At 69.3% G+C, this 22,248-nt stretch carries 23 protein-coding genes and 1 rRNA gene; 12 read left to right on the top strand and 12 right to left on the bottom strand.

Translation table 11 applies throughout. The features are described from left to right. Positions 1-4 precede the first annotated feature (4 nt). From TFC3_RS20985 to TFC3_RS20970, 4 genes are all read right to left on the bottom strand, one after another. Positions 5-832: a carbohydrate ABC transporter permease gene (locus TFC3_RS20985; RefSeq protein ID WP_067502595.1), complete on the bottom strand. Its 828-nt coding sequence runs from the start codon at positions 830-832 to the stop codon at positions 5-7. A 6-nt stretch (positions 833-838) separates the two neighbouring features. Beyond that, on the bottom strand, positions 839-1,774 hold the full coding sequence (locus TFC3_RS20980) for a carbohydrate ABC transporter permease (protein WP_067502593.1): 936 nt from the start codon (positions 1,772-1,774) through the stop codon (positions 839-841). 10 nt (positions 1,775-1,784) lie between these two features. Beyond that, positions 1,785-3,089, bottom strand: coding sequence for an extracellular solute-binding protein (locus TFC3_RS20975; RefSeq protein WP_067502589.1), 1,305 nt, complete (start codon positions 3,087-3,089; stop codon positions 1,785-1,787). A gap of 85 nt (positions 3,090-3,174) precedes the next feature. Further along, entirely contained in the window at positions 3,175-5,472 is a 2,298-nt protein-coding gene (locus tag TFC3_RS20970) for a bifunctional diguanylate cyclase/phosphodiesterase (RefSeq protein ID WP_067502586.1), read from the bottom strand. A gap of 71 nt (positions 5,473-5,543) precedes the next feature. Between TFC3_RS20970 and TFC3_RS20965 the strand changes: the two genes are divergently transcribed. Beyond that, a complete protein-coding gene (locus TFC3_RS20965; RefSeq protein ID WP_067502583.1) occupies positions 5,544-6,272 on the top strand; it encodes a histidine phosphatase family protein in 729 nt (242 codons plus the stop codon). Continuing rightward, the gene (locus tag TFC3_RS20960; protein ID WP_067502580.1) at positions 6,256-7,125 is read left to right on the top strand and encodes an NAD(P)H-hydrate dehydratase; all 870 of its coding nucleotides are present in this window, start codon (positions 6,256-6,258) and stop codon (positions 7,123-7,125) included. The genes TFC3_RS20965 and TFC3_RS20960 overlap by 17 nt, the downstream gene beginning before the upstream one ends. Before the next feature lie 87 nt (positions 7,126-7,212). Here the strand turns inward: TFC3_RS20960 and TFC3_RS37230 are convergent, their stop codons facing one another. Then, positions 7,213-8,625, bottom strand: a complete 1,413-nt coding sequence (locus tag TFC3_RS37230) for an FAD-dependent monooxygenase (RefSeq protein WP_067502576.1) — start codon at positions 8,623-8,625, stop codon at positions 7,213-7,215. Positions 8,626-8,679: 54 nt separating this feature from the next. Between TFC3_RS37230 and TFC3_RS37225 the strand changes: the two genes are divergently transcribed. Further along, the gene (locus TFC3_RS37225; protein WP_067507175.1) at positions 8,680-9,279 is read left to right on the top strand and encodes a DNA-3-methyladenine glycosylase; all 600 of its coding nucleotides are present in this window, start codon (positions 8,680-8,682) and stop codon (positions 9,277-9,279) included. Positions 9,280-9,309: 30 nt separating this feature from the next. Further along, positions 9,310-9,786 (top strand): hypothetical protein, encoded by a 477-nt coding sequence (locus TFC3_RS20945; RefSeq protein WP_067502573.1) that lies wholly within the window; start codon positions 9,310-9,312, stop codon positions 9,784-9,786. Positions 9,787-9,874: 88 nt separating this feature from the next. Here the strand turns inward: TFC3_RS20945 and TFC3_RS20940 are convergent, their stop codons facing one another. The 6 genes from TFC3_RS20940 to TFC3_RS20915 form a co-directional block, all read right to left on the bottom strand. Continuing rightward, on the bottom strand, positions 9,875-10,483 hold the full coding sequence (locus TFC3_RS20940; RefSeq protein ID WP_067502570.1) for an SAM-dependent methyltransferase: 609 nt from the start codon (positions 10,481-10,483) through the stop codon (positions 9,875-9,877). Further along, positions 10,480-11,202 carry a PIG-L deacetylase family protein gene (locus TFC3_RS20935; RefSeq protein ID WP_067502567.1) on the bottom strand — a complete coding sequence of 241 codons (723 nt, stop codon included), beginning with the start codon at positions 11,200-11,202 and terminating at the stop codon, positions 10,480-10,482. The genes TFC3_RS20940 and TFC3_RS20935 overlap by 4 nt, the downstream gene beginning before the upstream one ends. Further along, positions 11,196-12,092 carry an acyl-CoA dehydrogenase family protein gene (locus TFC3_RS20930; RefSeq protein WP_067502564.1) on the bottom strand — a complete coding sequence of 299 codons (897 nt, stop codon included), beginning with the start codon at positions 12,090-12,092 and terminating at the stop codon, positions 11,196-11,198. Before TFC3_RS20930 ends, TFC3_RS20935 begins: the two co-directional genes overlap by 7 nt. Before the next feature lie 42 nt (positions 12,093-12,134). Continuing rightward, positions 12,135-12,548, bottom strand: a complete 414-nt coding sequence (locus TFC3_RS20925) for a CBS domain-containing protein (RefSeq protein WP_067502560.1) — start codon at positions 12,546-12,548, stop codon at positions 12,135-12,137. Between the two features lie 199 nt (positions 12,549-12,747). Further along, complete coding sequence (locus tag TFC3_RS20920; RefSeq protein WP_236718427.1) at positions 12,748-13,557, bottom strand: CAP domain-containing protein; 810 nt, start codon at positions 13,555-13,557, stop codon at positions 12,748-12,750. A 150-nt stretch (positions 13,558-13,707) separates the two neighbouring features. Further along, positions 13,708-13,971 carry a hypothetical protein gene (locus tag TFC3_RS20915; protein WP_067507174.1) on the bottom strand — a complete coding sequence of 88 codons (264 nt, stop codon included), beginning with the start codon at positions 13,969-13,971 and terminating at the stop codon, positions 13,708-13,710. A gap of 180 nt (positions 13,972-14,151) precedes the next feature. On the opposite strand from TFC3_RS20915, the gene TFC3_RS20910 reads away from it, so the two are divergent. From TFC3_RS20910 to TFC3_RS20885, 6 genes are all read left to right on the top strand, one after another. Next, the gene (locus TFC3_RS20910) at positions 14,152-15,030 is read left to right on the top strand and encodes a helix-turn-helix transcriptional regulator (protein ID WP_173745339.1); all 879 of its coding nucleotides are present in this window, start codon (positions 14,152-14,154) and stop codon (positions 15,028-15,030) included. Further along, on the top strand, positions 15,023-15,214 hold the full coding sequence (locus TFC3_RS20905) for a DUF397 domain-containing protein (RefSeq protein WP_067502555.1): 192 nt from the start codon (positions 15,023-15,025) through the stop codon (positions 15,212-15,214). The genes TFC3_RS20910 and TFC3_RS20905 overlap by 8 nt, the downstream gene beginning before the upstream one ends. 7 nt (positions 15,215-15,221) lie before the next feature. Next, positions 15,222-16,421: a hypothetical protein gene (locus tag TFC3_RS20900; protein WP_153040321.1), complete on the top strand. Its 1,200-nt coding sequence runs from the start codon at positions 15,222-15,224 to the stop codon at positions 16,419-16,421. A gap of 84 nt (positions 16,422-16,505) precedes the next feature. Further along, positions 16,506-16,925: a type II toxin-antitoxin system PemK/MazF family toxin gene (locus tag TFC3_RS20895; protein WP_369819685.1), complete on the top strand. Its 420-nt coding sequence runs from the start codon at positions 16,506-16,508 to the stop codon at positions 16,923-16,925. A 38-nt stretch (positions 16,926-16,963) separates the two neighbouring features. Then, positions 16,964-17,509 (top strand): hypothetical protein, encoded by a 546-nt coding sequence (locus tag TFC3_RS20890; RefSeq protein ID WP_067502552.1) that lies wholly within the window; start codon positions 16,964-16,966, stop codon positions 17,507-17,509. Positions 17,510-17,519: 10 nt separating this feature from the next. Beyond that, the gene (locus TFC3_RS20885) at positions 17,520-18,158 is read left to right on the top strand and encodes a nucleoside monophosphate kinase (protein ID WP_067502549.1); all 639 of its coding nucleotides are present in this window, start codon (positions 17,520-17,522) and stop codon (positions 18,156-18,158) included. On the opposite strand, the gene TFC3_RS20880 is transcribed toward TFC3_RS20885, so the two are convergent. After that, a complete protein-coding gene (locus TFC3_RS20880) occupies positions 18,142-18,909 on the bottom strand; it encodes a polyphosphate kinase 2 family protein (protein WP_236718234.1) in 768 nt (255 codons plus the stop codon). The two genes, TFC3_RS20885 and TFC3_RS20880, sit on opposite strands and share 17 nt — an antisense overlap. A gap of 43 nt (positions 18,910-18,952) precedes the next feature. On the opposite strand from TFC3_RS20880, the gene tyrS reads away from it, so the two are divergent. Then, positions 18,953-20,203 carry a tyrosine--tRNA ligase gene (gene tyrS / locus TFC3_RS20875; RefSeq protein ID WP_067507165.1) on the top strand — a complete coding sequence of 417 codons (1,251 nt, stop codon included), beginning with the start codon at positions 18,953-18,955 and terminating at the stop codon, positions 20,201-20,203. A gap of 514 nt (positions 20,204-20,717) precedes the next feature. Then, a 16S ribosomal RNA gene (locus tag TFC3_RS20870) occupies positions 20,718-22,234 on the top strand. Positions 22,235-22,248 lie beyond the last annotated feature (14 nt).

The raw sequence follows: 22,248 nt of genomic DNA, 5'->3' as shown, positions 1-22,248 counted from the left end.
GGTCCTACCCTTTCAGGCCGCTGCCGGCGATGCCTTCGACGATGTTGCGCTGGAACAGCAGGAACACGGCGACCAGCGGTACGGCGCCCAGCAGCGCCGAGGCCATCGTGTCGGCGTAGCGGATACCGAACGAGCCCTGCACGGTGGCCAGGCCCACCGGCATCGTCATGATGTCCGGGTTGCTCAGCACCAGCAGCGGCCACAGCAGGTCGTTCCACGAGGTGACGAATGCGAAGATGACCACCGCGGCCACGGCCGGGCGGGCCAGCGGCATGATGATGCGCCCATAGATGCGCAGGTAGCCGGCGCCGTCGAGGCGGGCCACCTCCTGCAGTTCGCGGGGCAGCCCGTCGAAGAACTGCTTGAAGATGAACACCGCCACCGCGGTGGGGATCTGCGGCAGGCTGACCGCCCAGAAGGTGTTGAGCAGGTTGAACGAGTCCATCTCGCGGAACTGCGGCACGATCAGCACCTGGCTGGGGATCATGATGCCGGCCAGCACGAACCAGAACACCAGGGTGCGGTAGCGAAAGCGCATGCGCGACAACGCGAACGCGGCGAGGCTGGCGGTCAGCACGGTGCCCAGCGCGGTGAGCGTGGCGATGAACAGGCTGGAGCCGAACCAGCGCACGATGTCGGTGTCGCGCAGAATCCGGGCAAACGCCTGCACGTTGGGGTCCTGGACGGCCCAGGTGGTCCTGGTGGTCTCGGCGTTGGGTTTGAGTGCGGTGTCCAGCGCCCACAGCAGCGGGGTGAGCCACAGCAACGCGAAGGCGATCAGCACGCCTGCGCAGATGCGGTTGAACAGTTTGACCCGGGCTTCCACGGTCATCAGCGCTCAGAGCTCCTTCTCGCCGCGGCGGACCAGGGTGAACCAGAGGGCCGAGACCGCGAGCACGACCAGGAAGAACAGCATCGAGACGGCGGAGGCGTAGCCGATGCGGAAGTTGGTGAACCCGGAGTCGTAGACGTACTGCAGGATCGAGCGGGTGGCGAAGTCGGGGCCGCCGGAGGTCATGATGTACATCTGGTCGAAGACCTTGAGCGAGGCGATCACCTGCAGCACCGCCACCAGCGTGGTGGTGCGCCCCAGCAGCGGCACGGTGATCGAGCGGATCTGCTGCCACGGGCCGGCGCCGTCCATTGCGGACGCCTCGTACAGCTCGCGGGGGATTTCCTGCAGCCCGGCCAGGTAGAGCACGAAGTTGAAGCCCAACGTCCACCACAGCGTGGTCATGGCCAGCGACGGCATCGCCCAGCCGGGATCGCCGAGCCAGTTGGGGGAAGTGGGGCCGATCTTGGTCAGGGCCGCCTCGATCAGCCCCAGACCGGGGGTGTAGATCCACATCCAGATCAGCGCGACGACGGCCGAGGGCAGGATGTAGGGCACGAAGAAGGCCAGCCGGAAGAACCAGCGCCCGCGTCCGACCCGGTCGGCGAGCAGCGCGAACACCAGCGCCAGCACGATCAGCGGTGGGGTGGTCAGGATCGTGAACCAGAACGTGTGCCACAGCGACGACCAGAAGTCCGAGCTCTGCAGCGCCTCGGCGTAGTTGCCGAACCCGGCGAAGCTGTTGAGTCCGGGCTTGACCGCGCTGGTGTTGAAGAAGCTCATGGTCAGCCCGTACAGCGCCGGGCCGATGATGAACAGCAGGTACAGCAGCAGGAACGGGGTGAGGAAGCCGGCCGCGGGCAGCCCATGGCCCCACTCGCGCGGTGGCGCCTCGGTGGTCTGGCTGGCGTCGGTGCGGCGGACGGCTGTCTCGGCGGTCATGTCGGCCTCCTCAGACGGGCGACGCGGTTTTCGCGAGGCTGGTCAGGTTGCTGCGCATGGCCGACAGCGCGGCCGCGGGAGTGCTCCGGTTGCCGAGCACCGAGCCGATGGCCGCGCTCATGACGATCTCGTAGGTGGAGCCCGAGCCGGAGTACCAGCCCTCGGGGTCGTATGACGCCCCTTCGACGGCCGCCGCGTAGTTGGACTGCGGGGTCATCGCCCGGTACTCGGGGCTGTCACGCAACGGCACCCACGCCGGTACGTGCCCGCCCTCGGCCCACGTCTTGCTCTGATCCAGCAGCGCTCGGATGAAGGCCAGCGAGCGGTCCAGGCCGGCCTGGTCACGGCCGGGCCGGCGGGGGATGACCAAGGTGTGCGAGTCGGCCTGCACGGCGTAGCGGTTGCCGCCGAACACGTTGGGGAACAACGCCATCGAGAACGGCAGCTTGGCGGTCTGGAACGTGGAGATCTCCCACTCGCCCTGGAAGTAGAAGCCGGACTGGCCGTTGGCGAACACCGCGATGGCGCCCTGGTAGTCGATGCTGCCGGGCACGAGGTTCTGCTTGGTGAGCCCCTGCAGGAAGTCCAGCACCTGGGTGCCTTTGGCGTCGTCGAGCACCACCTTGCGGCCCTCGTCGGCAAGCACCTCGCCCTGCAACTGGGCGTACAGCGACTGGAAGATGCGCCACGGGGTGGCGACGTCGTTGTCGATCGCGACGACCCCGCCATACCCCTTCGTCACGTCCTTGGCCTTGCGCATGGCCTCGGTGAATTTCTCCGGGCTGTCCAGGGGCAGCAACGCGCCGGAGGAGTCGAGCAGGCCGGCCTTGGCGCACACGTCGGTGTTGTAGAACATCACGAACGGGTGGGTGTCCAGCGGGATGGCGTAGGCCTTGCCGCCGACCAGCCCGGCCTGCCACGGACGTTCGGAGAAGTTGGTGGCCTGCATGCCGTGCCGGGCCAGGTCCTCGGGCCGCAGTTCCTCGAGCAGCCCGGCCGAGATCAGCGTCTTGGCCCGGGTCAGGTGGGCGATCCCCACGTCCGGTGGTTTGTCGCCGAGGGTGGCCAGCGACAGCTTGGTGTAATAAGGGTTGCCCCATGCGAGAGTGACGGCGCTCAGGTCGATGCCGGGGTGGGTGGCGCGGTAACCGTCGAGCATCTGGGTCATGCGGACGCCGTCGCCGCCGCCGAACAGGTTCCAGTAGTCAAGCGTGCCGCCGGGGTCACGACCGGGCGTCAGACCGCTGCACCCGGCCAGCCCGAGGGCCGCTGCAGCGGCGCTGCCGCCCAGCAGGGCGCGTCGGGTGAGGGCCATGCTCCGACCCTGCCGCCGCGCGCCCCGCCGGGTCCAGAGATCGATGTTCTCCGAACCGGAAGGCTGGCCCGCGATCGGTGAACGATCAGGCCGGTACGGGCCCCGGCTGCAACAGTTTGCCCAGGTCGGCGCCGCTCATCGGGCGGGCGAAGAAGAAGCCCTGGGCGTAGCGGTAACCGGCCTGGTGCAGCCGCTCGGCCTGATCGGCGGTCTCCACTCCCTCGGCCACCGCCTGGATGCGCAGCCCCGCGGTGATGCCGATGAGGTTGTCCACGATGACCGCCTGCGGGCTGGTGCTGGTGACGCCGTCCACGAACGACTTGTCGACCTTGAGCACGTCCACCGGTACGTCCACGAGCAGGCTCAGCGAGGACTGCCCGGTGCCGAAGTCGTCGAGGGCGACCCGCATGCCCAGCGCGTTGAGCCCGTGCACAGCGTCCAGGGCGGCGCCGGTGCCCAGCACCGCGGTCTCGGTGACCTCGGCGACGATCAGCGCCGGGTTGACTCCGGCGGCGGTGATCGCGGCGGCCACCTCGGCCACGAACCCGGGTTCGCGTAGCTGGCGGGCGGAGACGTTGACGCTGACCCGGCCCGGGGCGGCGGCGCCGTACTCGTGCTGCCACGCCGCGGCCTGCGTGACGACCTGCTCGAAGACCCACCGGCCGATCTCGATGATCGCGCCGTTGCGTTCGGCCAGCGGGATGAACACCGCGGGGGAGACGTCGCCGTGCTCGGGGTGGCGCCAGCGCAGCAGCGCCTCGACACCGGCGATACGCCCATCGGGCAGCTCGACGATGGGCTGGTAGACCACGTGCAGCTCGCCGCGGGAGACGGCTTGACGCAGGTCGGCACCCAGCCGGGCGTCCTGATCGGCGAGGCGGTCCATGGCCGGGTCGAACCAGGCCCACCGGCCGCCGCCGGCGTTCTTGGCCGCGTACATCGCCACGTCGGCGCGGCGCAGCAGCTCGCCGGGGGTGTCGCCGATCTGGCTGGCGGTCACGCCGATGCTGAGCCGCGGCACCATCTCGTGGCCGTCGATGAGGATGGGTTCCTGCACGGTGGCGATCAGCCGGCCCAGCACCGCGGCCGCCTCGTCGTCGGACAGGTTGGGCAGCAGCAGGGTGAACTCGTCGCCGCCGAGGCGCGCCACCACGTCCTGGGCGCGCAGCCGGTCGTGCAGGCGCCGGCTGACCGCCTTGAGCAGCGCGTCGCCGGTGCCGTGCCCGAGCCGGTCGTTGACGACCTTGAAGTCGTCGAGGTCGAGCAGGGCCACCAGGAAGTTCTCGCCGTCGCTGAGCCGGCCGGTGACCTGCTCCTCGAAGTTGGCCCGGTTGGCGATCTCGGTGAGCGTGTCGTGGCGGATCTGGTGGGCCAGCTGAGCCTGGTAGCCGCGCAGTTGCTGCAGGTTGGCGTCGACGGTGCTGAGCAGCCGGTTGTTCTCGCGCAGGGTGGTGATCTGGCGGATGACGACCAGCGCGGTGATGGCCACGGTGCCGCCGGCGATGAGCTTGCCCTCCACGGAGGCGGTCAGGTCGGCGCCCAGCAGCATCGCGTCCATCCCGGCGACCGCGAGGTAGGGCACCACGCTGAAGCGGCGCGACACCGGCCGCTCGACCGGTTCGGCGGCCGAGACGCTGGTCTGGCGGTGCGCGGCGAGCTGGGCGGCGAAGGTGGCGATGGGAACGGCGATGAACACGGTGTTGAGCTGCGGGCGTGCGGCGAACAGCGGCATCGAGGCCCCGGCGGCGGCGGCCATGCCGGTGCCCAGCGACAGTATGTGCATGGATCGCCGGTCGAGCCCGCCGGTCCCGGCGAAGGCAACCTTGGTGAAGGCGATGACCGACACCGAGGCGACCATGGCGACGGCCAGCGTGGGCACCGCGGAACCGGTCTGGGCGGTCCAGGCCTCGGTGCGGCTCAGCGAGAAGTGCCACACCAGCACGCCGGTGGTGATCAGGATGATGCCGGTGTCGAGCCCGAAGCGGATCCATTCGGTGCGGCTGCGCTGCCAGGCCGGCAGGCGCATCAGCGCCCACACCGCGAACCCGAGGATGCCCAGGTACAGGGCGGTGGTCACGGGCCCGATGTGCTGGATGTCCCCGGGTACGGCGAAAGCGTCGAACGCGTTGCCGATGCAGGCCCCGGCCAGCACCACGCAGCAGAGCATGACGTGCCGCCAGAACCGCCGGGTGGCCGCGTCGAGGCCGGGGTGACGGCTGGTCTGCCAGCACGTGCAGGAGGTGAGCAGGCACATCAGCGGCAGCGGTAACCAGCCGATCGCCGGGGTGTCGGAGGTGACGAAGATGCCCGTCACGAACCGCACCCCGCTGAACGCGAGCAGCAGGGCGCCCGCGATCAAGGGCAGACGGGAGCGCACGGGCATGGCTGCATCATCGGTGCGCTGAGGCCGTACCTGAAGGATTCTCCCGGCGGAAGTGGGTAAAGGGTCCGCTCATGGAACAATTGCAGTGGCTTGCCGTGGTGCGGCATGGGCAGAGCACGGGCAACGTGATCGCCTCGCAGGCCGAGACGAGCGGCGCCGAAGTCATCGAGATCCCCGAGCGCGACGCCGATGTCCCGCTTTCGGAAACCGGCCGGGAGCAGGCGCGGGCGCTGGGTGCCTGGCTGGCCCGGATGCCCGACGACGAGCGGCCCGGCATCGTGGTGGTCTCGCCCTATCTTCGGGCCCGGCAGACCGCGGAGCTGGCGCTGGGCGACAGCGGGATCCCGATGCTGGTGGACGAGCGGCTGCGCGACCGGGAGCTGGGCATCCTCGACCTGCTGACCGGCCGGGGCGTGCGGGAGCGGCTGCCCGCGGAGTTCGCCCGCCGCGCCCGGCTGGGCAAGTTCTACTACCGGCCGCCGGGCGGGGAGTCGTGGGCCGACATGCTGCTGCGGCTGCGGGCCCTGCTGCGTGAGCTGCGCGAGGATCACCCGGACGGGCGGGTGCTGCTGTTCGCCCACGACGCCACGGTGATGCTCATCCGCTACCTGGCCGAGCGCCTGGATGAGGAGTCGCTGATGAAGCTCGCGCACGAGACGAGCATCGCGAACTGCTCGGTCAGCGCATGGCGGCGCCAGGACGGGGAATTCGCCGCCGAGCTGTTCAACGAGGTCGCCCATCTGCATGCCGAGGGGGCGCCGGCCACCAAGCAGGAGGACGTGGATGCCGAGCCGGTCTGAGGAAAAGGTCATCACCCCGCAGGTGCTGCGCGACTGGCCGCTGCCCGACCCGCAGGGCGACAAGCTGGCCCGCGGCACGGTGCTGGTGATCGGCGGGTCGCGGTTCACCCCGGGGGCGGTGCTGCTGGCCGGGGTGGCCGCGTTGCGCGCCGGCGCGGGCCGGCTGCAGCTGGCGGTGACCGAGTCGACGGCCACGGCGTTGAGCATCGCGGTGCCCGAGGCCAAGGTGGTGGGCCTGCCGGAGACCAAACGCGGGTCGGTGGCCGGGGAGGTGCCCGAGCATTTGCTGGAGCTGGCCGCGGAGGCGGACGTGCTGGCGATCGGGTCGGGTCTCGACGATATCGAGGAAATCCAGAAGCTGCTGCACAAGGTTCTGGATGTGGCGGGCAAGGATGCCGCGGTGGTCTTCGACGCGTACGCCCTCGGCGCGCTCAGCAAGGATCAGGAACTCCTGCAGGACCGTCCGCAGCCGGTGGTGCTGACCCCGAACGTCACCGAGGCTCAGCACCTGCTCGGCCGCGAACCCAGCGACGACCTGGCCAAGGAGGCCCTCGAACTGGCCACCCGCTACCAGGCCACCGTCTCGCTGTACGGCCACATCGCCGCCCCCGACGGCCGGGCCTGGCGCGAGGAAAGCGGCGACGCCGGCCTGGGCACCTCGGGCAGTGGCGACGTGCGCTCGGGCATCGTGGCCGGGCTGCTCGGGCGCGGCGCGGAACCGGCGCAGGCGGCCTGCTGGGCGTCGTTCGCTCACGCGGTCAGCGGCCAGCGACTGGCCCCGCGCTACGGCCGCACGGGGTTCCTGGCCCGCGAGCTGGTCGACGAGGTGGCGTACACGATCGCCACGGTCTGACATGCGCCGTCACACCGCAGCCCACCGCGCCCGGGCGAGCGAGGAGGTCTGGGACCGCTACGCCCGCCCGGCGCGCCGGCCACACCGTCACGTCGGCGTTCCGAACCAGCGGCTCAGCTGACCCTCCAGCTCTCCTTGGTCGTCGCCCACCCACGCGACGTACCCGTCCGGGCGCACCAACACCCCCGGCCCCGCCACCACCGTCGCAGGGTCCGCCACCAGGTCCACCCGGTCCGACCATCCACTGACGCTCAAATTCCCGGTGCGGTCCAGCAGCAGCCCCCTGCCGTGGTGCAGCAGCCCGTACACGTTGCCCTGCCCCAGCGCGACATCCGCCAGCCGCCGCCCGACCAGATCCGGGCCGGCACCGAAGTCGTAGCGGATGCCGATTCCGGTGATCTTCTCCAGCAGGTGGTTGTTGACCTCGTCGAAGTCCATCAGCTCGGTCAGCAGCCGGCGCACCGCATGCGGGCCGGGTCCGGGGGCCAGCAGTTCCGCCTGGGCGCGGGTGTTGTCCAGCACGTCAGCGGCAACCGGGCGGCGCTCGGCCTCATAGGTGTCCAGCAAGCCCGCCGGGGCCCAGCCCTGCACCTGGGCAGCCAGTTTCCATCCCACGTTGACAGCGTCCTGCACGCCCAGGTTCAGGCCCTGCCCGCCGAGGGGGGGATGGATGTGGGCGGCGTCCCCGGCCAGCAGCACCCGGCCCACCCGGTAGCGGTCGGCGAGGCGGGTGGCGTTGCCGAAGCGGGACAGCCAGCGCGGGGAGTGCACACCGAAGTCGGTGCCGGCGATGGTGTGCAGTTCGCGGCGGAAGTCGTCGAGGGTGTGCCCGCCGCCGGTCGTGGTGGTGGGCACGATGACGCGGTAGACGCCTGGGCCGGCGGGTCCGACGCTGAACCGCTTGTCGGTACGGCGTATCTCGGCGACGGTGGCGGCGATCTGCGACGGCGGCGTCTCGGCGTGCAGCTCACCCATCAGCGTGTCGGAACTCGAGGCTTCGCCGGGGAAGCCGACGCCGAGCAGCTTGCGCACGGTGCTGCGGGCGCCGTCGCAGCCGACCAGATAGCGCGTCCGCACCTGCCCCCCATCGGACAAGGAAGCGGTCACCCCGTCGTCGTCCTGCTGGAAACCGGTCACCGCGCAGCCGCGCCGCACCTCGGCTCCCAGGCTGGCCGCGTGGTCTTCGAGCAGGCTGACGATGGCCGGCTGGGGGATGCCCAGCAGATAGGCGTACGCGGAATTCAGGCTTTCGGGCGCCGGTTTGTCAATGGCGGCGAAGTAGGCACCGGCCGGACGGCGCCTGCCACGCTCCAGCAGGCGGTCCAGCAGCCCGCGCATGGCCATCAGTTCCAGGCTGCGGATGTGCAGGCTGACGATGCGGACGGCCGCTGCGGGCTCGGTTCCGGCGTCCAGGACCAGCACGTCTACGTTGTGCAGCCGCAGCTCGGCGGCCAGCATCGCGCCGGTCGGGCCGCAGCCGGCAATGACCACGTCCATCATCGGCTGCAAGGTACAGGAGACGGGCCGTTCTGGCGCGTGTGTTTCGCTTGGCGGGTGAGCTATGAGTGGCAAGAGTTGCCGGCGGATCGGGTGGATGAGGCGGCGCGGCTGTTGCTGGGCTGGCGGATCGCGGCGAACGGGGTGACCGTGCGGCTCAGCGAGGTGGAGGCGTACAGCGGGCTGGGGATGGATCCGGCCAGCCACGCGCACCGGGGGATGACCAGCCGTAACGAGGTCATGTTCGGTCCGGCGGGAGTGTTGTACGTGTACCAGATCTACGGCATGCACTTCTGCGCGAACGTGGTGTGCGGGCAGGAGGGCGTCGCCTCGGCGGTGCTGCTGCGAGCCGGGGAGGTAGTCGACGGCGTGGAGCTGGCTCGGGAGCGCCGGAAGGTCACGGCTGACCGGGAGCTGAGCAACGGGCCGGCGAAGTTGATGCAGGTGCTGGGGCTGGATCGCTCGGCGAACGCGACGAGCGCGGTTGACGGCACCGGGCCGGCCACGCTGCTGGCTCCCGATGGGCCGGTGGCGGCCATCGAGGCAGGGCCGCGGGTCGGCGTGACGGCTGCTCACGACGTACCGTGGCGATTCTGGCTGAAGGGCGATCCCACCGTGAGCGGTTATCGCCGTCATGTTCCGCGAAAGCGGCAGTAGCCGGGTGCGGGGACCGCTAACGTCCGAGCCGTGATCTCTCGACGGGCTCTGCTGCTGCTGGATGTGCTGTGCCTGGCCGGGGTGTTGTGGTGTGCGGTGCTGATCGGTGGTCTGCTGGCCGGTCGTTCGCCGCTGCCCAGTGGTCTTGCGGTGACGCTCGCGGCGGTTCTGGTGCTGCCCGGTTTCATCGCCGGGATCCTGACCAATCGCCGGGGGTTGCGGGGGCGGCGGCCGCAGAGCTGGTTCATCACGAGCGTGTGGGCACCGCCGGTGGAGCTGCCGCGCTGGGGGATGATCACCGCGGGCGTGGTGTTCCTGGCGTTCTGGGTGGCCGGGCTCAGTGCGGTCACCGGCCTGAGCGAGAACATGCGGCCGGGGGATCCCATCGCTCAGGATCGACAGGTACGGCATGAGCAGCGGTTCGCCCTCGGTGTCCTCGGCGGCATCGGTACGGGCGGCACCGCGCTCGCCGCGTCGAGTCTGGCGCGCACCCGCCGCGCCCGCTGACTCCGCCAGCACGACGCCGATCTATGTCCGCTATGTTCGTGTTCCCCGGGGTGGGGACCGGGTCCCGCGGTTCCCACCCCGGGCCGGGTCAGACCAAGCCCTCGCGCTGCGCCACGGACTGCGCGGCCGGGGGTGTGCCGGTGTAGACCTCGAGCCAGAAGTCGGCTTCCTCGTGCCGGGCCACCCGTGCCAGCCCCGGCGTTGCGGCCAGCATCGCGTGTACCTCATCGCCGCTACGGGCGTGCTCTTCGACCGGCCACCGCCAGTGCACCGCGACCAGGTCGCCGCCGGGTTCCAGCGATGCGGTGACGTGGGCGATCAGCGTAGCCAGGTCGGCGTCGTCGAAGTAGTAGGCCAACTCGGAGAGCACGATGAGGTCGAAGGTCTCCTTCGGCCAGTCCCGCGGGATGGCCGCCTGCCGGACCCGGACGCCGGGGTACCCAGCCACCCGGTCCGCAGCGGTGGCGACGGCGCCGGCTACCGCGTCGACGGCCAGCAGGTTGTCGCAGCGCTCGGCGAGCCGGGCGGTCAGCATGCCGGTCGAGCAACCCGGTTCGAAGCCCGAGCGGTACGAGTGCCGGGGCAGGGCGGCCACGGTGAGGCTGTGCTTGCGCTCGTCGTACCAGCGGGTCTCGAAGCTCCACGGGTCGGCGTTGGCGGCGTACATGCCCTCGAAGTAACCGATCGGGGTACTCACTCGAACACCACCTCGAAGCTGCGGGTGAACCGCTCGATGATGTGCGGCGGCAGGATTGCGGCGTCGGCCTCGGCCGGTCCGAGGGGGGCGATCTGGCTCGGGAACGCGGCGATGGCGGCCTGCTTGGCGGCCTGCGCGGACGGGCTCAGGTCGATGCGGCGGGCCCGGTCCCAGGGCACGCGCCGGTCGCCGGGTGTCGCCCAGTGCCACGCCCAGATGGGGAATTCCAGCAGCCGGGCGCCGGTGCTGGCGCAGGCCTTGGCGGCGGCGCGCCCGACCGCCTCGTGATCGGGGTGACCGTCCTCGCGCCAGGTGGTCAGGCACCAGCGGCCCTCGCTGAGCAGCGGGATCAGCGCGTCGGCGACCGCACCCTCGTCGATGCCGCCGTCGCGCTGGCCGAGCCGGTGCACCCGGGCGGCACCGAGCCCGAGCCGGTGCAGCGCCTCGGCGGTTTCCGCGCGGCGGATCTGCGCAAGTTCGGTGCGCGTGTACACGCTCGAGTCCGGGTGGGAAGCCTCGCCGTCGGTGACCGCGGCCAGGTCGGCAGCGCCCAGGGTGGCCATCAACCCGGCCACGCCGAGGATCTCGTCGTCGGGGTGTGGGGCCACGACCAGCGGCGGTCCCGGCGGGTCGAGCGGCAGCCGCGGCCAGCCCGCGGTCGCCTCCCACCGCTGCCACACGGTTTCGGGGGTGCCGTTGCCCTCGATCGGGGTCACCATGGCAGGCTCGCGTGCGTCAGCAGCCGCCCGAGTTGTTCATGGTCCGCCTCGGCGTGGCTCTGCCGCAGATAGACGGTCAGGTCCGCGACGCGGCGGGCGTGCGCGGCGTCGCGGCTCAGCGGTCCGGCGCCGAGCGCGCGGCCGACCCGGTCGAGGACCTCGGTGGCGGCGTTCTCAACGGTGGCGCGCACCCGCAGGGCCAGCCGGTGGGCGTCGCGGCGGGGGTCGGCGTCGATCTCGGCGGCGGCGTCGGCCAGGGCGGTGCGGGCGGTGCCCAGCGCCACGTCGATCGCGCCGAGGTGGGCCAGCGCGTGCGGGCCGAGATCCTTGGTGCGGGCGGCGTGCAGCAGGGAGTCGGCGACGCCGAGGGCACCGCCGTACCAGCAGGCGGCCACGCCGACGCCGCCGTGCCAGAAGCCGGGGCGCTCGACGTAGCCGCCGGCCTGGCCGACCGGGTGGGCCGGGGCGTCGGTGAAGCGGATCGTGCGGCTGTCGCTGCCGGCCATGCCGATCGCCGGCCAGGTGCCCTCCAGCGCGGTGGCGTACGGCCTCTGGTTGCGCACCGCGAACAGCCGGATCCCGTCGTCGGCGGCGGCGGTGACCAGGGCATGCGTGCACCACGCGGCGCCCGAGCACCAGGGCCGCTCGCCGGTGAGTGTCCAACCGTGGGCGGTGGGGGCGGCGGTGAGCGAGGCCGGGGTGGCGGCCCACACGCCCCAGCGTCCGGGTTCGGCGGGGTGGCCCAGTTCGGCGAGGATCGCCACGGCATCGGTGTGGCCCTCGACCAGGCGCGCGGTGACGAGGTCCTCGCGGGCGATGGCGGTGAGCCGGGCGAAGCGTTCGGCGGTGCGGCCGTGACCGGGAAGGGGCAGGTCAGGCAAGGTAATCACGCCCGGGTACTACCCGGGCGTGATGACCTCAATCAGCGGGTGTTACTGGGTGATGGCGTCCATCAGGTCGCCGACCGGGCGGTCGGGCAGCGCGCGGGCCACGTCGGCGATCGCGACCATGCCGACCAGCCGGTGACCGTCGATGACGGGTAGCCGGCGCACCTTGTGCTGACTCATCGTGCGCAGAATCTCGGCCGCGTCGTCGTCGGCGCCGATGGTCACCGGTTTGCCCTGGCTCAGCTCGCCGGCCGTGACGGTGGCCGGGTCGCGGTCCTGGGCGAGCACCTTCACCACGATGTCGCGGTCGGTGATCATGCCCTTGAGGCGGTTGTCGTCGCCGCAGATGGGCAGCGAGCCGACGTCCAGGTCGGCCATCTTGTGAGCGGCCTCGGAGAGAGGTTCCTTCTCGCCGATGCAGGTGACATCGGAGGTCATGATGTCGCGAGCGGTAGCCATGGTGATGCTCCCTTCACTCGATGTGAAGAGGGCCTACCCGCTCCGCGAGCGGCAAACCTGTCCTAATTCGCGGGTCTCTGCGGTCCGCGCGGGCGGCGGCGTTTGACCGGACCGCAGCTACCGCCGGGGCGGTTCGGACCGAACGGGCGGGTCGGGCCGAACTCCAGCGGGCGGCGGCGCTTGCGCGGGGTGCCCGGTCTCATCCGATGAAGTCCTGGGTCATCCAGACCACGCCCTTGCCGTCGCGCACCACGCTGAGCCCGATGCGCTTGAAGCCGTCGCTGAGCAGGTTCTTGCGGTGCCCGTCTTCCGGCGGCTTCTCGGCCAGCATGCTGTCGGTGAGCCCGTTGGCCGCCTTGACGATCTCAGCGTTGCTGGAACCGGCCGAGCCAAAGCCGATGTTCTCGCCCGCCGAACTCCACCGCACGCCCTGGGCGCTGAACCGATCGCCGATGCCGCCCTCGCCGGAGCACTGGTGGCTCAGTCCGCACCCGTCGATCATCAGCCCGTTGTGCAGCGAGGAGGCCTTCGACAGCGAGTCGTCCAGAGTGTACGGCGAGAGCCCCTCGTCCTGGCGGGCGGCGTTGATGTGCGCCAGCACCTGGTCGAGCACCGAGCCGCTGGTGGCCGGCGCGTCCCCGGTGCTGCTGCCGGTGGGCGGCGGCTGGGTCTTCTTGCGCGTCTGGGTGACCTTCGGCTTGGGGCTGGCAGTCTTCCTCGGCGCCTTCGTGGTGGTCTTGGGTGACGGGCTGCTGGAACTGGCCGATGGTGAGGGCGAGGCCGAGGGCGGCGCGGGCGGCAGGCCCGAGGCGCTGTCGTCGAGCAGCAGGTCGGCGGTGTTGTCGGGCAGGCCGATCGGCGACTGGGTGGCCAGCGGCGCGCTGAGCGCGGCGGGGTCGGCGGTGGCGTCGCCGTGCCGGTTGAGCCCCACGGCCGTGAACCCCACCCCGATCACCACGGCCGTGGCTCCCGCCGCCAGCGTGTACCGGAATTGTCGGGCAGGGGACATGGACACGGACCGGTCACCTCGGGGCGCAGCAGGGCGGGGCGCGCGTGGTTCGCGGCGCCCGCTGACTATGCCGGGTGATCGGGGCGTTGTGGTCGTACCTCAGGAGCGCTTAAGAATTGACTCACGAAGACATAAGGCAAGCGGGTGGGTTCAGGGGGCCCACGACAGGAAGCGCTCGTAGAGGTCGGCCGGGGTGGGGGCGCCGTGCGCGGTGAGGTCCTCGACGGCGTCGTACATCGAGGACGCCATGTAGATGGCCAGGCCGGCGGGGAAGTGGTCGTACTGTTCGCGCAGTTCCTGCTTGGCGTTGACGCAGGGCCACGGGTGGCCGCAGACCGCGCAGTCCCAGGTGGGCCGGGACGGCAGATGCTCGGTGCGGGGCACCTGCCGATCGCGGTCGGGGCAGGGCCTCATCAGCGTCTCCTCATTCACTGCCAGCTACTTCAGGGCTACACAGAGGAGCGTGCTTGACCTAGTCTCAGGCTTCAACGCTTTCCAGCGAGATTCCCGAGATCGAATTCTCGGTGTTTCGGACGAGGCAATCCGATTGTCTCGTTCGCGACAACTGCAAAGTTCTTGACACAGGAGGCTGCCGTGAGCACCGAAACCGGCTCCACGGTTCCCCGGCGCCAGGCCGGCCGGTTGATGAAACAGCTGCGCGAGCGCGCCGGGATTTCGTTGATGGCCGCCGCCGAGGAGCTGGAGTTCTCCCGCGCCCGGATGTATCGCATCGAGAACGGCGAGGTGTCGCTGCGCAAGCACGACGTGCTGGCCATGTGCGCGTTCTACGGCGCTAACGACCAGATCACCGAGGTGCTCGTCGGATTGGCCCGCGAGTCCAAGGCCAAGGGCTGGTGGCACGCGTACGGCGACGCCGTGCCCGCCTGGTTCGAGCTCTACGTCGGCATGGAAACCGCTGCTGAGCGGCTACGACACTACGCGCCCAGCGTGATTCCCGGGCTGCTGCAGAACCGCGAGTACGCCGGGTGGGTGTTTCGTCAGCGCGCCGATCTGGACGAGGCCGGCGTGCGCAACGCGGTCGGCGTGCGTGTGGAACGCCAGGAGCTGCTGCGCCGGCACAGCCCGCCCCCGCCGCTGCTGGAGGTGCTCATCGATGAGGGGGTGCTGCGCCGCACGATCGCCGACACCCTGGGCATGCAGAAGCAACTGGCGCAGCTGGTGAACATCTCGCAGCACCCCGGGGTGAGCGTGCGGGTGATCCCGTTCAGCGCCGGGCCGCACACCGCGTCGAGCGCCGGTTCGTTCACCATTCTCGACTTCCCCACCCTCGGTGCGGCGGCGCCGGAACCGGCGACGATCTACTGCGAAAATCTGACGGGTGCCCTCTATCTGGACAAGCCCCGCGAAGTGGAGACTTACAGGAACGTGTGGCATGAGCTGGATACCGTGGCTCTGGACCAGCGCGCGTCGGACGACCTGATCGCCACGATCATCAAGGAGAGCGATGGCTGACCTCACCGGTGCCCGGTGGCACAAGAGCACCCGCAGCGGCAGCAACGGCGGCGACTGCGTGGAGGTCGCCGGCAACCTGCCGGGCATCGTCGCCGTGCGCGACAGCAAGGACCCGCACGGGCCGGCACTTGTCTTCCCCCGCGAGGCGTGGCGTCACTTCATCGGCGAGCTCAAGGAGCAATAGTCGCAGGGTGACCGTCACCGTCGAGCTCAGTGACCCGCACACGATGTGGCGCCGCTGGGCCACCCTGGCCGCCGCCCTCACCGCCGTCGGGTACGACGACACCTGGTTGGTGCCCGGCGCCGGCGCTCACCATGACGACGGCGGCGGCAACTGGGCCCACCTGGCGCTGATCGAGGGCGGCCGGGCGGTGCTCTACGGATACGACCACGAATACAGCGACACCGTCGGCGCGGACCCCCCTCTCGACCTGCTCGCCGGGGCGCCCGCCTGGCTGCCCTGGCCCGCGCTGACCGCCTGCGCCGCGCAGGATCAGCTCGGTTACGCCCTCTGGTACGACCACGGCAACTGGCACCGCGTCGCCTACCCCGACGGCCTGAACGACGGCCTGGGCTCCACCGCCGGTCCGGTGCTCGACGAGCAGGCCGCGCGCGACGAGCTCGCCAGCTTCGTCTTCGCGTGGGGCGAGCACGACAACGACTCCCCGGACGAGCGCGCCGCCGTGGCCGCAGCCGCTGAACGCCTGCTCACCGCGTTCGACCCCGACCGGCTGCGCGACCTGCTCACCCGGCTTACCGTGCCCACGCTCGACCTGCGCGCCGGCCTGGCCGTGGCCGGCCGCGCGGGCCTGACCGGGCCGGCCCCGGTGCCGCTGCTGCCCGAGGGCACCGGCCCGGCCCGCCGTACGGTGCGCAAGCTCAGCGACACCGAGCACGACCGCCTGGTCTGGGCCGCCATGCGCCAGGAACCCGAGCGGACCCGCCCGGCCCCGGTGGCCACCGGCGAGCTGGGCGCGCTGGTCACCTGGCTACGGGCCCGCGCGCCGCAGCACGACGGGCGCTGCTCGCTGCTGGTCTACGCCGACGAGAGCAGCCTGACCGCCCACCATGGCCAGTTCCCGCCCCGCGAGGAACCCGGCGAGGGCAGCTTCGGGTTGTTCCGCCAGCTCAGTGACCTGGTGCGGCGCCTGCGGGCCGCCGAAGCCGACGACGCACACGGCCGCTGGCTGTTCCTGCAGGCGGAGACGACCGCCGGCGATGTCACCATGCACCGCGTCTACGACTCGTGGCCCGAGTGGTGGGAGTCCACCGGCACGGCCGGGCCGTGGCGCGCCAACCTCAAGGCCGAGATCGAGGCCCGCACCGAGCCGTGGCGTCCAGGATGGACCCCGTTGCTGGCGCCCGAGGTGGCGTACCGCCCTGCTCCGTGATAAAGGCCGGTGCGACCCGGCTGACCACGGCGAACCACACCTGAGGGCAGTACAGTGCGGCGCGTGAAGGATTTCATCAAAGGCATCGTGTCCGCGATCAGCAAGCACCCGGCCAAGCACGTCCCGACTCAGGACCGGGGCCGGCGCGTCGAATACTCACCCAACCTCGACGGTGACGCCGACCCGGGCGAAATCGTTTGGACCTGGGTGAAGTACGAGGACGACCCGGGCCAGGGCAAGGACCGGCCGGTGCTGGTGGTCGGGCGCGACGGCCGTACGTTGCTGGGCCTGATGCTGTCCAGCCAGAGTGAGCGCGACGGCCAGCGCAACTGGCTCGCCCTGGGCCCCGGCTCCTGGGACCGCGAGCAGCGGCCCAGCTGGGTGCGCCTCGACCGGATCCTCGAGGTCGACGAGGACGGCATCCGCCGCGAGGGCGCCGTCCTCGACCGGGGCCGCTTCGACGAGGTGTCCGGTGTCCTGCGCAGTGAGTACGGCTGGGCATAACCCGGGCGCCGCCGCGGTTGGCCACTACCGTGACAACCATGGCAGGCTTCGGCGGTAAACAGGCGTGGCTGGCGATCCGGGACGGTGACCCCGGCGCGGTGCTCGGCGCGCTCGACCTGCGCGACCTGGGCGAGGTGCCCTGGCGCAGCGGTCTCGACGTCGCGCACCTGAGCGACGACCGGGTCGCCATCACGCCCCCGCTGCCCGGCGGCTGGGTGCTCGCCGTCGGCCGGCACCTGCTGCTGCACCCGCCCGCGCTCGACGACCTGTCCAAGGTCCTCGACACCGAGGTGCAGATGTTCGCCACCCACCGCGTCACCGAGACCCATCGGTGGCAGCGTGCGGTACGGGGTTCGCTGGTGCGTTCCTTCGGGTATGTGGGTCAGACCGGCGACGTCACGTCCTGGTCCGGTGACCCCGACGCGGTCGAGCGCGCGGCGGGACTGCCGGCGGCGTTCGACGAGGACGCGACAGTGCTGGTCTCGGAACGCGACGTGTTCCGGGTGGCCGCGGGGTGGAGCATCGACCCCACCACGCTCGACGGCCCCGCGCCAGGCCCGCTGCGCATCGGCGCGGCTCGTTGAGGAGGACGCTGTGCGCAAATACGTGATCATGGGTGTGCAGGGCAGCGGCAAGGGCACCCAGAGCGCGCTGCTGGCCAAGGACCTGGACCTGGTGCACATCAGCGTCGGCGACATCTTCCGCTGGAACGTGCAGAAACACACCAAGCTCGGGGCGCAGGTGCGCCGCACGATGAACGCCGGCAACCTGGTCAGCGACGATCTGGTCGAAGCGGTGGTCCGCGACCGGCTCGGCATGCACGACTGGAACTTCGGGTTCATCATCGACGGGTTTCCGCGCAACGCCCGCCAAGCCGAGTTCTTCATGGAGAGCTACGACATCGACGGCGTGATCAACCTCGAAATGCCCGACGATGAGGTGCGCCGCCGGGTGTTGAGCCGCCGGCTCTGCCCCAGGTGCGGGATGGATTACAACCTGATCGCCGATCGGCCCGAAGAAGAGGGACGCTGCGACATCTGTGGAACCCCTCTGGTCGTACGAGATGACGACACTCCTGAGGCTCTGGCCGCGCGTCTGCGGGACTATCACGAGCAGACGCGCCCGGTGCTGGAGCTTTTCCGGCGTAAGGAATACGTGTACGACATCGACGCGCGGCCCGCTCAGGACGAGGTGCAGCAGCAGATCCGCAAGGCCCTCAACTTGCCTTCTTGAGCGCCTCTTCAATGCGCTCGCACACCGTTTCCACAACGGCGAGCCGGGCGTAGTGCTTGTTGTCTCCGGCAATGATGTGCCACGGTGCGCGTTCATGATCGGTGCGCTTGAGCATTTCTTCGACGGCTTTCTCGTACGCGTCGCGCTTCTTGCGGTTGCGCCAGTCCTCTTCCGTCAATTTCCACGCGCGCAACGGATCATTCGCCCGGTCCTCGAAACGCCTTAGCTGTTCCTCCGGCGACACATGCATCCAGAACTTCACCATGATCATGCCCTCGGCCGTCAAAGTGCGTTCAAATTCCACAATTTCCTGGAACGCCCGCTGCCATTGTTCCTTGGTGGCGAACCCTTCCACGCGTTCCACCAGCACGCGCCCGTACCAGGAACGGTCGAACACCGCCATGCCGCCCCACCCGGGCAGCTTGGGCCAGAAACGCCACAGGAAATGGTGCCGCTTCTCGTCATAGGTCGGCGCCGCGAACTGCGACACCCGCACATGCCGCGGATCCAGCGGCGACGCCAAGCGCTTGATCGCCCCGCCCTTGCCCGAGGCATCCCAGCCCTCGAACACCACGCACAGCGGCGGGCCGATCTTCTTGCCGCCGATCTGGCCGCCCAGCTCCAGCCGCAGCTTCAGCAGCCGTTGCTGCGCTTCCTCGAGGCGGGCGACGGCCTTCTTCTTCGACAGCTCAACCGGCGGGGTGGCAGAACCAAGGCGACTCATCCCAGCAGTATCCCGGTTGGTTGCCACCCCCGCCGTGCAGGACAATCACCTGGTGACTTTTGTTGACGACATGCAATGGCGCGGGCTGATCCAGGACTCGACCGACCCCGACGAGCTGCGCAAGCACCTCGACGGCGCCTCGATCACGTTCTACGTGGGCTTCGACCCCACCGCGGCGTCGCTGCACGTCGGCAACCTCATGCAGGTCGTCACCGCCCGCCGGCTGCAGCAGGCCGGGCACAAGCCGCTGCTGCTGGTCGGCGGGGCCACCGGGCAGATCGGCGACCCCAGCGGGCGTTCCAGCGAACGCACCCTCAACACCCAGGACGTCACTGCGGGCTGGGTGCAGCGCATCCGCGAGCAGCTCACCCCGTTCATGTCCTTCGACGGCGACACCGCGGCAACCATGGTCAACAACCTCGACTGGACCGGCGAGCTGTCCGTCATCGACTTCCTGCGCGACGTCGGCAAGCACTTCCCGGTGAACAAGATGATCGCCCGCGACGTGGTGCGCAACCGCCTCGAAACCGGGATCAGCTTCACCGAGTTCAGCTACCAGTTGCTGCAGGCCAACGACTTCTACGAACTGCACCGCCGGCACGGGTGCTCGCTGCAGTTCGGTGGCTCCGACCAGTGGGGCAACATCACGGCAGGCGTTGATTTCGTACGCCGCCGCGGCGCCGGTCCGGTACAGGCTTTCACCACCCCGCTGGTGCTCAAGGCCGACGGCACCAAGTTCGGCAAGACAGCCGGGGGTGCCACTTGGCTCGACCCGGCGATGACCTCGCCGTACGCGTTCTACCAGTTCTGGATCAACTCCGACGACCGCGACGTCACCCAGTACCTGCGGTTCTTCAGCTTCAAATCCCGCGAGGAACTCGAAGAGCTGGAGAAGGCCACCGCCGACCGCCCCCAGGCCCGCCAAGCCCAGCGCGAGCTCGCATACGAGATGACCGCCCTGGTGCACGGCACCGCCGAAGCCGACCAGGCGGTGGCGGCCAGTCAGGCGTTGTTCGGGCGGGGCTCGCTGGCCGAGCTGTCTGCCAGCACGCTGCAAGCCGCGCTGTCCGAGGCCGGGATGACCACTGTGTCGGCGTTGCCCACGGCAGCGGCGTTGCTGCAGGAGACCGGGCTGGCCAAGAGCGGGGGAGACGCCCGCCGGACGATCTCCGAAGGCGGGGCCTACCTGAACAACGAGCGCATCACCGACCCCGAGGCCGTGGTGGACGCGGCAGCCCTGCTGCACGGGCGCTACCTGGTGCTGCGCAAGGGCAAGCGGACCTTCGCCGGCGTCGAACTTGCCTCGTCCACCGCCGTGTGACGCAGGTCTAGTTCGCCGGATTTGACGCTCGCTGGGGCGCCGACGTACCTTTCTTCCTGCCCACGGGACCTGGTCCTGAGGGCAGGGAGAACCATCTCGGGCGGTGCACCCACCCGGAACCCCGATCGGGGGGCCGGATTTGGAGCTGCGAAGCCGAGCGGGTAAAGTTCTTCTAGCCGGCAGGGAAACGGACGCGGAAGCGGACGGCCTGCCAATCCCCAAGATCTTTGCTTAGCGGGTCAGTCGTGTTCGTATCGGCTGGGCCGGTGATGGGTTGTGGGGAATGTGTTTCGGTTTGCCCCGTGATTTGCGGTGGGGAATCGGAGCGGGTAATGTTGAACGAGTGCCCCGGGGTGCGGAACTGCGGTTTCGGGTGTCGGTGTGTGGTTGTTCTTTGAGAACTCAACAGGGTGCTTGATAAGCCAGTGCCAATTGTTTTATTTCTGGCTTCTTCGGAAGCTTGGATTCCTTTGGCAACTTTTATGTTGTCGGGATGGATTCACAACAAAAGTTTTTGTTGGAGAGTTTGATCCTGGCTCAGGACGAACGCTGGCGGCGTGCTTAACACATGCAAGTCGAGCGGAAAGGCCCTTCGGGGTACTCGAGCGGCGAACGGGTGAGTAACACGTGAGCAACCTGCCCTGGACTTTGGGATAACCCTCGGAAACGGGGGCTAATACCGGATATTACTGCTGGCCGCATGGTTGGTGGTGGAAAGTTTTTCGGTCTGGGATGGGCTCGCGGCCTATCAGCTTGTTGGTGGGGTGATGGCCTACCAAGGCGACGACGGGTAGCCGGCCTGAGAGGGCGACCGGCCACACTGGGACTGAGACACGGCCCAGACTCCTACGGGAGGCAGCAGTGGGGAATATTGCACAATGGGCGCAAGCCTGATGCAGCGACGCCGCGTGAGGGATGACGGCCTTCGGGTTGTAAACCTCTTTCAGCAGGGACGAAGCGTGAGTGACGGTACCTGCAGAAGAAGCGCCGGCCAACTACGTGCCAGCAGCCGCGGTAAGACGTAGGGCGCGAGCGTTGTCCGGATTTATTGGGCGTAAAGAGCTCGTAGGCGGCTTGTCACGTCGACTGTGAAATCCCGCGGCTCAACCGCGGGTCTGCAGCCGATACGGGCAGGCTAGAGTTCGGTAGGGGAGACTGGAATTCCTGGTGTAGCGGTGAAATGCGCAGATATCAGGAGGAACACCGGTGGCGAAGGCGGGTCTCTGGGCCGATACTGACGCTGAGGAGCGAAAGCGTGGGGAGCGAACAGGATTAGATACCCTGGTAGTCCACGCTGTAAACGTTGGGCGCTAGGTGTGGGGGACCTCTCCGGTTCTCTGTGCCGCAGCTAACGCATTAAGCGCCCCGCCTGGGGAGTACGGCCGCAAGGCTAAAACTCAAAGGAATTGACGGGGGCCCGCACAAGCGGCGGAGCATGCGGATTAATTCGATGCAACGCGAAGAACCTTACCTGGGTTTGACATCACTCGAAAACTCGCAGAGATGTGGGGTCCTTCGGGGCGGGTGACAGGTGGTGCATGGCTGTCGTCAGCTCGTGTCGTGAGATGTTGGGTTAAGTCCCGCAACGAGCGCAACCCTCGTTCGATGTTGCCAGCGCGTTATGGCGGGGACTCATCGAAGACTGCCGGGGTCAACTCGGAGGAAGGTGGGGATGACGTCAAGTCATCATGCCCCTTATGTCCAGGGCTTCACGCATGCTACAATGGCCGGTACAAAGGGTTGCGATGCCGTGAGGCGGAGCGAATCCCAAAAAGCCGGTCTCAGTTCGGATCGGGGTCTGCAACTCGACCCCGTGAAGTCGGAGTCGCTAGTAATCGCAGATCAGCAACGCTGCGGTGAATACGTTCCCGGGCCTTGTACACACCGCCCGTCACGTCACGAAAGTCGGCAACACCCGAAGCCGGTGGCCTAACCCCTTGTGGGAGGGAGCCGTCGAAGGTGGGGCTGGCGATTGGGACGAAGTCGTAACAAGGTAGCCGTACCGGAAGGTGCGGCTGGATCACCTCCTTTCTAAGGAGCAACTA

The sequence above is a fragment of the Actinoplanes sp. TFC3 genome (genome assembly GCF_001553785.1).
Taxonomy (GTDB): Bacteria; Actinomycetota; Actinomycetes; order Mycobacteriales; family Micromonosporaceae; genus Actinoplanes.
Note: the sequence above shows the minus strand (reverse complement) of the source record. Positions and strands in the feature narration are given on the sequence as shown.